Annotated in this window: 1 protein-coding gene; it reads right to left on the minus strand. The window is 62.9% G+C overall.

All coding sequences use genetic code 11. From position 1 onward, the window contains the following. Nucleotides 1–532: calcium-binding protein (locus AC1D12_RS35045; RefSeq protein ID WP_477845636.1), on the minus strand; the 532-nt coding region annotated here is incomplete at both ends.

The raw sequence follows: 532 nt of genomic DNA on the forward strand, positions 1-532 counted from the left end.
GCTTCAGATCGGTGAACACCAGCGTGTCGGTCTTGCCGGAAGTGGTGTCGTAGGTGGAAGCGATGGTGTCCTGGCCGTCGCCGTTGGCGAAGTTGTAAAAGTCGCCGCCGAGGCCGCCGGTGATGGTGTCGTTGCCCTTGCCWCCGGTGATGGTGTCGTTGMGGRTGGTGCCGACCAGTGTGTCRTTGCCGTCGGTGCCCTTGTAGGTCTCCGCGAGGATCGCGTCGATGGAGTCCAGGGTCTTGTCTTCGAACTTGATGGCCTGCAGCGGGTTGTAGCTGTTGAGCGGGTYGTYGYTGTAGAAGAAGTCCTTCACCGTGACCGTGTCGGTGGTGCCTTTGACGGAGGCGAYCAGCGAKGTGCCGGAGCGCGASARCTGGACCTGGCCCGACGCCAGRTCGGTGAACACCAGCGTGTCGGTCTTGCCGGAAGTGGTGTCGTAGGTGGAAGCGATGGTGTCCTGGCCGTCGCCGTTGGCGAAGTTGTAAAAGTCGCCGCCGAGGCCGCCGGTGATGGTGTCGTTGCCCTTGCC

The organism is Rhizobacter sp. P1_G5 (assembly GCF_056405435.1).